Below are 10,231 nucleotides of genomic sequence, written 5' to 3' on the forward strand. Positions count from 1 at the left end.
CACTGCTCGTCGCTGAGGTCGGAGGGATAGGACTTACGCATGGGAATAATCCTCGGACAGATGTCGATCGGCCTGACTCCTTCTACAGGCGTAGGTTACGAAATTTTCGGATTACCGGATAGCCTCTCAGAGAGGCTCAATCCTCAATACCACGAGAGTGACTGTCGCTGATCGAGCGTAGGGTGAGGTGGACCGAAAGCCTTTCGATGATGACTCCGATCGCGACACCCGCGGTATAGCAGACGAGGTCGCTCCAGACGAAGCCGTGGCCGAGGAGTAGGGCCCCTGGGGTCGTTCCGCGGATCGCGTCGATCCAGGGGGCGTGGTAGAGCTGGCTGACTTCGACCGCGAACGAGAGGCTCAGCGCCAGCAGGGCGACTCGGGCGGTCGTGGCCCTCGGCAGGAGGATCCCGATACCGAGGAAGGCGGCGAAGGCCCAGAGCGTGTCGCCCGAGTATTCCGCGAGGAATCGGGGGAGGTGGGGGCCGAAGCGCCTGGAGCCGATCCCGAGGGCGGTGACGAGCCCGAGTCCGACGACCCGGTTGAGCAAGTTCCGTCGGGGATGGGTCATGGATTCCTCTCCGGGGTCGCTCGACGGTATGGTATCGAAGAAATTCGAAGTCGACCAGGACCGGAGGTTCCAACGACATGGACTTGCAGCTCTCGGGGAAATCGGCGCTCGTCACGGGTTCGACGGGCGGGATCGGGCTGGCGGTGGCGATCGGGCTCTACGCCGAAGGGGCCTCGGTCATCGTCAACGGGCGGACGGCCGCTCGGGTCGATGAGGCGGTCGCCAAGGTCCGGGCCTCCGGTGGACCCGGCCAGGTCTCGGGGGTCGCCGCCGACGTGTCCAACGCCGAAGGGGTTGCCGAACTCGTCCGCCAGGTGCCCGACGTCGAGATCCTCGTCAATAACATGGGGATCTACGAGCCGAAGCCGTTCGAGGAGATCCCCGACGCCGACTGGCTCCGGTTCTTCGAGTCGAACGTCATGAGCGGGATCCGGCTTACCCGGCACTATCTCCCCGGCATGAGGCGGCGGGATTGGGGACGGGTCGTCTTCGTCTCGAGCGAGTCGGGCGTCCAGATCCCGGTCGAGATGATCCACTACGGCATGACCAAGACGGCGCAACTGGCCATCGCCCGGGGCGTCGCGGAGTCGGTCGCCGGCACCGGCATCACGGTCAACTCGGTCCTCCCCGGACCCACCGAGTCCGAAGGGGTCTCGGCGTTCGTGGCCGACCTCGCGAAGCAGAAGGGCGTGGACCCTTCCGTGATCGAGGCGGAGCTGTTCAAGACGGTCCGTCCTACCTCGCTGCTGAAGCGGTTCGCAACCGTCGACGAGGTCGCCCACATGATCGTCTACACGTGCAGCCCCCTCGCGTCGGCGACCAACGGCGCGGCGCTTCGGGTCGACGGCGGCGTGGTCCGCGCGATCGTCTAAATGGGGGGATGCATCCTGATGACTGAGATTTTTCACGTCATCCCCAAGCCCGCGTGGGACCAGGCCCGCCTCCGGGGCGAGTATCGGGGCGACACGCTCGAAACCGAGGGTTTCATCCACTGCTGCACCGCCGCCCAGGTCGCCGGGGTGCTCGACCGATACTTCCGAGGTCAGGCGGGCCTGCTCCTCCTGAAGATCGACCTCCCCCGCCTGCGCCCCCCCCGTCCGCTGGGAGAGCCCGACCAACAGTCAGGAGTCGTTCCCGCACGTCTACGGGCCCGTGAACCTGAACGCCGTCGTCGACATCACCCCCCTCGATCCCGTCGAGGGGGGACGCGGCGCTTGACCGGGGTGACGCCGGGGATTCCTTCGCCACAAAGACACAAAGGATAGAATTCGAGAGGATTAATTTCTATAAAATTTGAATTGTTTGTGTCTTTGTGGTGAATCCCCACCCTGTCAAGAACCGTTTTTCAGAGCGCGAGCTCCAGTTGCTCGGTCGTGGCCCATTCCTTGAGGACGGCGAGGCAGGCCTCGTCGGGGGACTCGTTGCATTTCATGCTCGCCTGGACGATATTCCGACTCTTCGGGTCGACTTCGATGGTTACGAGCCGCTTCCAGCCGGTATCGGCCTCGAATTCCATCGACCAGATGGTCGACACGCGTTTCGAACACGCGACGGTATAGTCGGCGACGCAGTGTTGCATGGCCTTTCCCTCGGCGGCGAGGGCGTCGCTGTCGAGCAACTCCCGGATCGCCCAGGCGTGGCCCCGGCTGTCCTCGCAACGATACTCGCCGACGTCGGATCGTTCCCAGCGGATCTGGCGCCTCACCGGCTCAGGGGGCTTCGCCTCGGCACGCCAGGCCTCGACCTGCCGCATCAGCGAGGCGACCGTACGGCCCTTGATCGAGAAGTCAGGTTGGGGAGGGTCCAGGGTAATCTCGGTCTCGTCGCCGATGATCACGTTTTGGTGTTCAAACTTTTGCGCGTGGAGGTATTCGACGATCCCCTGGACCTGGGCAGCGTCGAGCCTGGGCGTGTTGCGGAACAGGAGGATGACCGAGGACCAGAACTCGTCGTCGCCGAAAGCCCAGCCTAGCCGGGTCGCGCCGACGAGTCGGGCGAGTTCCTCGGTGCCCCCTAGCCCGAGGACCTGAGCACGTCGGACGGCGAACAGGATCGGGAGATGGGCTGGCGAGTTCGCGAACTCGTGGGCCATCCGCCGAGTGAAATCGATCGGAATTCCGATTGTGCGGAGGCTCTTCCCGAGGCCCGTCTGGAGGAACCAACGCCGAGAGCGCTGGGCCTGCCAACCCGACCCCGCGAACCATGCCGAGAGCAGGATCGGGGGGACCGGATAATTCGCGAACAGGTGATGGGCCAGCGACGAGAAGAGTGACATCGGCGGCGAGTCGCCGGGCGACCACTCTTCGACGGGCCGGATCCATTCGAAGCGGAGTTCGAGGAGGGCCAGGAGGCCGTCGACGATCCTCTCGAAATCCTCGACCCTTGCCCGGCCGACGTACTGGCCTGGGCTCAAGAGGTCGGACTGGGTTTGAACACTCCAAAGCAGGTGCGCAAACGCTTTCCTGGCTTTCTTGCCCTTGAGGGCGAACCCCTTGCGGAGCGCAAGGTCGATGATGCCCTTGGCGAACTCTCGACGCGTGGACATTGCGGACATGCGAAATCTCTCGGCGAGACCATATGGTGCTGGCAACCGGTACGGGCGACGACTCCACGTCGCCGATCACGGTTGCGCGGCCTCACCGGGGCGAGCGCAGGCCCTTCAGGGCGCGAACCGAGCGACGTGGGAAACGTGTTGGATGTGCTGAGTGCGGGCATTCATTGCAGGGTCACCTCCTCGTGGTTGAGACCTGGGTCGGTCGGTGTATGGGGTGGCGCTTAGCCACGGATGAAGCACGGATCAAGAAAGGGAGATTGATCAACAGATGACGCTGATGATCGCAGATTTAATAAATAGGTGGTTCTAAGTTTTTGGTTTCTGTTCGTGTTTCATTTGTGTTTGATCCGTGGCTAAAAAAATCAGCTAAAGTCGTGGCGTTCCAATCACCCGAGACACGCGCATGGCGTGGCGGGTTCGCGGGACGTGCGAGAATTGCCGGGAGAGTATTGGGGAGGACTAGTTGTATCAGGATTTGTGGGCGTGATCGCTGGGCGCGAAGGGGGGCACGGGGATTGGCGTTACTCGGAGGGGGCTTTGGCTTTCTTGAAGACGATCGGCTTGAGTCCCACGACGTGCTCGACCTCCTCGGCGGTGACGGTCAGTCGGCCGAGGGCCCTGCGGTAGAGGGTGAAGAGACGCTCGAGGGCCATGTTGGTGACGTCGAGGAGGCCGCCGATGTCGTTCTTCTCGGGGAGGATTTGGGGGAGTGCGAACCGGGCGAGGGTCATGTCCTCCTTGGCGTGCTCGAAGGGGTAGTCGATCAGGTCGCCGACTCGCCAACGCAACTCCTCGAGGTTGTCGCGAAGGCGGCTGGCGCCCCGGAGGATCGCGTTGATCAGGGGTTCGTTGTTCGCGTCCTTGTCCCCGCGGTGGAGCTCGAGGATCTCCACGAGGGCATTCTTGGCCAGGAGCAGCGAGCCGAGCGGGACGACGACGTTGGTGCCGAGGTGGGCCGTGCAGGGATAGAGAGCGCGGGCTTCTTCGCGACGGTCGCGGCCGTCGCTCACCCGGTCGGCGACGACGTCGACCTCGAGCATCGCGAGCGCCTGGATGAGGCGCCGCGCGGCGGCCTGGGTGTACGACTCGATCCGCGTCGTGAGGCCTTCGAGCTCCACTTGGGCCCGGTCGCGGGCCGCCTCCGCCGCCTTGATGGTCGGTGCGTCGAGCTCCCAATTGTCAGCGCGGATACGGTAGCCGGCCTTCAGGAGCATGAGGGCGGCCTCGGCCTTGGTGAGCCGCTCCGAAGCTTCGCCGCTTCGCTTGAGTGCGGCCAGGCATGCGGCTCGTGCCGCTCGTTGCTCTTTGCGGGCCTTGTCGAGCTCCTGCTTCGCGGCCTTCGCCTGTGCCGGGACCTTGGGATATTCGGAAGGTAGCGAGAAACTCTGCGTGACCGGCAAGGCCTCGAGGAAGAATCGGTCGGCGGTGACGTATCCTTCTTGCTCGACGGCCTGGCTCTCGACCAGCTCGACCACGGGGTAGAGTTGGGATTTGCTGATATCGCGGCCGAGCAGCGCCTTGTAATACTCGAACGTCAGCAGGCGGCAGAGCGAGTCGAAGTGGGCGAAGAGGTCCGAGGCCGGCCCGTCGAGGTTGAAGATGCCCTCGCCGGGGGCCTCGAGCTTCGCGCGGTCGATCCGGTCGCGGTCGGATGGGTGGGTACTGAAGAGGCTCGTCTTGGCCTGGCCCGAGGCTTCCCGGAACTTGGCGAGCACCTCTTTGGGGATCTGGGGCACGTTGGCCAGGATCAGCTTGGGGTAATTGTCGGGCAGACGGCCCTGCTTCCAACTCGACCGAAGGTCGACCATCGCGTATTCCGAGGACAACCCGAGCTCCCGCAGACGCCACAAGGCCTTCGCGAACGTCTTCGCGCCGATCATCCTCGCCTCGTACCGGTCGGCGTCGTACTCGCGTTGGCGCATGAACGCCATCTCGACGAGGTAGCCGACGTGCAGCAACACCCACAGCACGCGCCTGTTGAGCCAGATCGCGAATCTGGCACATACGGCAAAGAGCTCGCCGCCATTGGCGGCGGCCGCCCGGACGCGGAGCGACTCGTCCCACTCGTCTCGTTCGTAGACCACGCGAGCGAGCCAGGCATTGATCGACGAGGAGACCCCACGCAGCCTCGCACCCGAGCCGCCGGCGAGGTGGCCGAGCTCGTGCGCCATGATCCCGGCGAATTGCTTGAGGCTGAGCCCGACGACCATGCCCAGGCCGATGATGAGGACGGGCTCCCGCGTGGCGAATGCGAACGGCCCACCGGAGTAACCCGCGGCCGCGTTGACCTCGCAATCGACCTCGATCCTCTCAGGACGAGGGGCGCCGACGGACGCGCATATCCCGTCGATGAACGCGTAGAGGAGTGGCTCATGCTCCGGGTCGAGGGCCCTCCTCTGCGCGCCCTTCGAGGACCTCGCGAAGAGGGGTTTGAGCATGAATACCACCATCACCGGCGCGCAGACCAATGGGCCGAGATAGAGCGTACCCGCGAACACCTTGGCCTTCGCCGACGCTTGGCCGTAGTCCAAGAGCCAGTGGTCGTAAACCGCGTGATACCCGGTGCCGACGACCAGGAGCACGATCAGGGCCAGGTAGATCAACGGCAACAGGGCCATGACCCCGGTGACGATCAGCATCCAGAGCACGTAGGCGGGCGACGTTTGGACCGGCTCGATCGCACCTTGGAACGAGGCGAGGATCTGCGCCGGCGTGAGCGTGGTCTTGGTCGCGGCGGCCGCCTGTCGGACTCCTTTTGCGTTCGCGCCAAACTCCGGCAAGGCCCGCTCACGGACCCGCACGGCCTTGACTTTCTTCCGCCTCGCCTCGCCGGCAAAGTCGTAGGAGCCCGTCGAATCCACTTCGATGCTCGAAGCGGGGCTTGCCTCGGGACGGGCGACCTTTTCGCGACGCGTCTCCTCGGCAGGCAAGGGGACGAGATCGTCGTCCTGCGCCGCCGGTGCGGCTGGGGCGTCGGGTATGAGCAGCGTCGCCTTGCACTTCGAGCAGCGGCCACGCTTCCCGGCGTGGTCGTCCCTCACTCGAAACGTCGACCCGCAGGCTGGGCATTCGACGGAGATCGGCATGAACGAGGTCTCTCCGGCTCCTTCCTTGGCTTCCACTCGCGGAGTCCAGCGTACCTCGGATCGCCCGATCGCTCAAGCGGCCATTTGTTGCTCTCATCGCTATGGAAGGGTGGCGCGCGGAAACGGGTTTCCGGGGGACGGCACGACCCCGGGGGGGCGGGCCGTCGTTGCTCCGGGAACCCGTTCGGGATGCGGTGGGCCGTACTCAGTCCTTCAACTCGACGTCGATCGAGTTCGACTGTGCCTTGACTTCTTTCGTGATGTCGGTCGTCTCGGGGATCTGGTACTTGCCGGGGAGGGCGCCCTTGGCCTTCTTGGCCGCCTTGATCTGGAGCTCCTGGGGGATGGCGTTGTAGGTCAGGCCTTTCTTCTTCGCCTGTTCGTTGGCTTCGGCCTGGACCTTGCCCGAGTCGACCTGGCGGTCGTCCACGGTGACCTTGTAGGAGCCGGGGAAGGCTCCATCACCGGGGGAGAGGGTCGTCAAGGTGTAGTGCCCGTCCTCGACGGGCCCGGTGGCACCTCGGCCGTCGGGGCTGGTGGGGATGAAGCTGATGTTGGCCTTCTTGACGGCCTCTCCCTTGTACGTGACCTTCCCCGACACGGGGTAGCGGGTCCCGAGGCCGTCATCGCCGCAGCCGCCCACCAGGAGGGCCGAGGCGGTGAGGGCGGCCGACGACGCGAGCGGGAGGAGGCGCAGTTTCCATTTCATGGGTAGATCGATCGCTCTCGAAGGAGACCCCCTTGCCCGGAGACCGATCGTCTCGGGGACGATGCCGATCCTCCCTCGGGACGGGTGATCGTGGCCGGCCCGGCCGGAGGGCTTGGTGGGCAAGGGTGGTCGGTCGTCATTGGGATGAATCCGAATCCGTCCCGAGATCCGTCCTCGTCGAGGATGAGGGTAAGGATCTCGGGACGGATAAGCCATCTATCGGTCGGCGAGATAAGGCAAGGTAGAGCAAGGATCGGGACCGAGGCGGGAATGGCCCGCCCGGCCCCGATCGGGTTGTCGAGGGATCAATAAGCGTCGGCGCTGATGACCTCGCCACCATCGCGGCTGCCGAGGGCACAATACGTCACGCGGTTGATCGAATTCTTGATGAACCGGACCGAGCCGTCGGCGAAGAGGAAGTTGGCACCGCCGGGGTGCCGGCTCTTGAAGCCACGGGCCACGTAGCTGAACCGGCAGTTCCAGTCGGACGAGCCGTAGGGGCCGCCGTCGGTGCAAGCCGACTTCGGCTTGTTGGTCTTCCAGTTGATGGGGATGGTCACGCCCGCCGCACCGCCGGTGAAGCCCCACATCTCATTGTTCGGGTCCTCCTGCGCGATCCCCTCGCCCACGATCAGCGTGTTGCTGGTGCCGTCGGTCACCGAGGCGATCGTCGCGGTCCGGCCGTCGCGATAGTCGGCGAATCCTCGCATGATCCCGTTGGTGTCGTTCGTGCCCCAGAAGCCGTTGAAGCCGATCTGGGGGTTGGCCGTGGTCCCGTAAGGCGTCTCCCAGGGATTCTGCGTCGCGGTCAAGGGGCCGACGGCGTAGTTGTCACCGAAGCTCATCATGTAGTTCGAGATGGGGACGTAGTTCCGGTTCGGGTCCGGCGGGGAGACGACCGAGTAGGTGCCGTTGTCGCCGTAGGGGACGTATCCCGCAGGCGCCTGGCCCTGGCCGTCGGACGGGCAGAGGAAGACGTTGAAGGTCGTGTACCAGACGGTCAACATCGCCGGGCCGGGGCTCTCGTTGAGCTGGAGGCTGAAGTTGATGGTGTTGAACTGGTTGCCCAACTCCATCTGGGGCAGGATCGCCGCCCTCCAGGTCATGCCGTTGCCGGTGAACGCCCAGCCGCCCTTGACGGCCGACGGGGGGAACATGTCTTGCGAGCTGATGTAGTTATGAACGCCCAGCCCGATCTGCTTCAAATTGTTGACGCACTGGATCCGCCTCGCGGCTTCGCGGGCCGACTGGACGGCCGGCAAGAGCAGGGCAATCAGGACGGCGATGATGGCGATCACGACCAGCAGCTCGATCAGAGTGAACGCTGAGCGACGACGTTGGCGCATAACGTGGCCTAACCCTTCTGAATTAAGGTGCGATGGAGACATTGAATTCACGAGACGGACGTAGGGACCCCGCGCAGCCCATCCCGGGGACCGACCCGGCCAACGTTGTGGCGGGCCGGCGGCCTGGACGACGCGGGCGTATTGACGACGAGACGTCACGGACGGCGTAACGTCACCAACCTTCGTGACGGCCCCATGCGTCGAACGCAGGAGACGCGGGTCGCCCTCGCGTCCGCCGGATGGAAGCGGATGCGTAGGAGATCGACTTCGCACAAATTGGCGGCGCGCAGTCGACCAAGGCTGGTATGTCAGCGAGACGAGGCGGGGAGGAGTCGAGGGGGGCGTTCGATCGAGGACGCGACGCGACGGGGCCGCGAGGGCACCCGGTCCGCCAGGCCATCAACCAGCTCGGGAGTCGGCAGGGGAAGGGCGAATGACGTGCAGCACCAGAGCCCACCGTGCAGGGGAGGGAGTGGGGTCGGTACGTAGGGAACACCCGGCCCTCGCGAACACGACGGGCCCGAACACGGGACGTCGCGCGGGAAGGGCTTTGGATCCGACTCCGACTCTGCCCCGTTTCCACCGCCCAATCCAGAGGGGTTGACCTCGAGTGATATGCCGAGGTCGGACCATTCCGAATTCAGCTTGACTCCATGATTGCAACCCGCCTCCGCCGTCGAGGGAACGTAGGCCAAGACCCCGAGGAGCATGAGCCATGCCCCCGGTGCCAGCCGCGACGTTCGTCTCGAAGACGAAAAACTCATTGGAGCTCGTGTTAGAAGTCAGAGGGCTTGAGGTGGTACTGTAAGAACCAATCTAATCCGAACGACAACGAAATGCAAAGCGAAATTCGTAAATTGATTCTCCTATTGATTTAAGATTTGTCGGGTGCGTTTTGGGCGGACTCGGGTTTGCCGGGATGCAATGAGGTTTGTAAGCGGTGTTGGGATGGGGAATGTATTGAAACGTTGAAAATTTTATAACTAAATAAAATGAAAATGGTTAATTTTACAAAATTGTTGTTTATCTTATTGTATAGATTACTTTATTCTTAAGCATGGAAAGATTTTGCCTACATGGGTTTTCTTGGGAGGCGATCGGGGACTTCGGTCGATGGGCCGGGTGCATTGTCGGGTCTACGTTGAGCGAGTACGATCGGAGCCGGCGGTATTCGTGGTGAGTTTGACTCGCGGCCTGCGAGATATGCTCCTTGCCGTCGTGGGTGATTGTTGGACGGGCTCGAAGGGATCTCCGGCCGCGTTGCTCGACAGGACCCGACACTTTGAGGCTGCGCACAGAAGACCTGATCGCCCGGCCCCTGACGTTCATCAAGCCGGACGCAAGTCTGGATGATTTTCGGAAGACGTGCCGACGGATGATCGCCGAGAGTGACCTCGTCAGGTACGAGCCGCGAACGTATTCGCGGAACGAGGTGAAGAAGCTCGCCGAGGGCGTCGTCTCGTATATCCTCCATGCCTCCGACATGCATCCGGTTTTCGTCACCCTCGAACGTGACCGCGACCGGCTCAAGATGGAGGTCAATATTGCCGAAGTGGTCCACTCGGAATCTTCCGATCTGCTCCATCGTTCGATCGGTGTACTGCGGAGGCGTTCGGAGGATCGAGGGGAACGCCTCTCGGCGGTGATCGAGGCTTACGTGGCGATATGCTTGAGGTATGCTTACTGCGTGGAGTCGGATGACCGCGTGTTTCACGCCTCGACCCTCGTTCGCTTTACGGAGACGGCCAGGGAGTTCTTCACGGACGGCGATCAGGGTCGTCAGGAGCGGGAACTGGTTTATGCGGTCATCCAGGTTTTTGCGAGCATGGATCAAATAGGCCCGTTTGACTGAAGCCACGGCTCGTGTTCGCTCAAGAGCGATTGCCCGATTGTCGGGGTGGGCGTACCCTTGAGGGATCTTGCGGCGAACGGATCGCCGCGGTGACGGGGACCGGGGGCGTCCGG

General features: G+C 63.6%; 8 protein-coding genes. 3 read left to right on the forward strand and 5 right to left on the reverse strand.

The window, feature by feature from the left end; all coding sequences use genetic code 11:
- Nucleotides 1-136: 136 nt before the first annotated feature.
- Nucleotides 137-571 (reverse strand): ribosomal maturation YjgA family protein, encoded by a 435-nt coding sequence (locus ACYOEI_RS34800; protein WP_462854838.1) that lies wholly within the window; start codon nt 569-571, stop codon nt 137-139.
- 77 nt (nt 572-648) lie between these two features.
- Between ACYOEI_RS34800 and ACYOEI_RS34805 the strand changes: the two genes are divergently transcribed.
- Nucleotides 649-1,443, forward strand: a complete 795-nt coding sequence (locus tag ACYOEI_RS34805) for an SDR family NAD(P)-dependent oxidoreductase (RefSeq protein WP_462854840.1) — start codon at nt 649-651, stop codon at nt 1,441-1,443.
- 18 nt (nt 1,444-1,461) lie between these two features.
- Nucleotides 1,462-1,836 (forward strand): DUF952 domain-containing protein, encoded by a 375-nt coding sequence (locus ACYOEI_RS34810; RefSeq protein ID WP_462854842.1) that lies wholly within the window; start codon nt 1,462-1,464, stop codon nt 1,834-1,836.
- Nucleotides 1,837-1,916: 80 nt separating this feature from the next.
- Here ACYOEI_RS34810 and ACYOEI_RS34815 read toward each other — a convergent pair whose 3' ends face one another.
- From ACYOEI_RS34815 to ACYOEI_RS34830, 4 genes are all read right to left on the reverse strand, one after another.
- On the reverse strand, nt 1,917-3,125 hold the full coding sequence (locus tag ACYOEI_RS34815) for a PcfJ domain-containing protein (RefSeq protein WP_462854843.1): 1,209 nt from the start codon (nt 3,123-3,125) through the stop codon (nt 1,917-1,919).
- A 521-nt stretch (nt 3,126-3,646) separates the two neighbouring features.
- The gene (locus ACYOEI_RS34820) at nt 3,647-6,211 is read right to left on the reverse strand and encodes a M48 family metalloprotease (protein ID WP_462854845.1); all 2,565 of its coding nucleotides are present in this window, start codon (nt 6,209-6,211) and stop codon (nt 3,647-3,649) included.
- A 205-nt stretch (nt 6,212-6,416) separates the two neighbouring features.
- A complete protein-coding gene (locus ACYOEI_RS34825; RefSeq protein WP_462854846.1) occupies nt 6,417-6,920 on the reverse strand; it encodes a hypothetical protein in 504 nt (167 codons plus the stop codon).
- Between the two features lie 305 nt (nt 6,921-7,225).
- Nucleotides 7,226-8,266 (reverse strand): DUF1559 family PulG-like putative transporter, encoded by a 1,041-nt coding sequence (locus ACYOEI_RS34830; RefSeq protein ID WP_462854848.1) that lies wholly within the window; start codon nt 8,264-8,266, stop codon nt 7,226-7,228.
- Between the two features lie 1,282 nt (nt 8,267-9,548).
- Here ACYOEI_RS34830 and ACYOEI_RS34835 point away from each other — a divergent pair.
- Nucleotides 9,549-10,118, forward strand: coding sequence for a hypothetical protein (locus ACYOEI_RS34835; protein ID WP_462854850.1), 570 nt, complete (start codon nt 9,549-9,551; stop codon nt 10,116-10,118).
- The last annotated feature ends 113 nt before the right edge of the window (nt 10,119-10,231 follow it).

It is taken from the genome of Singulisphaera rosea (assembly GCF_054877945.1).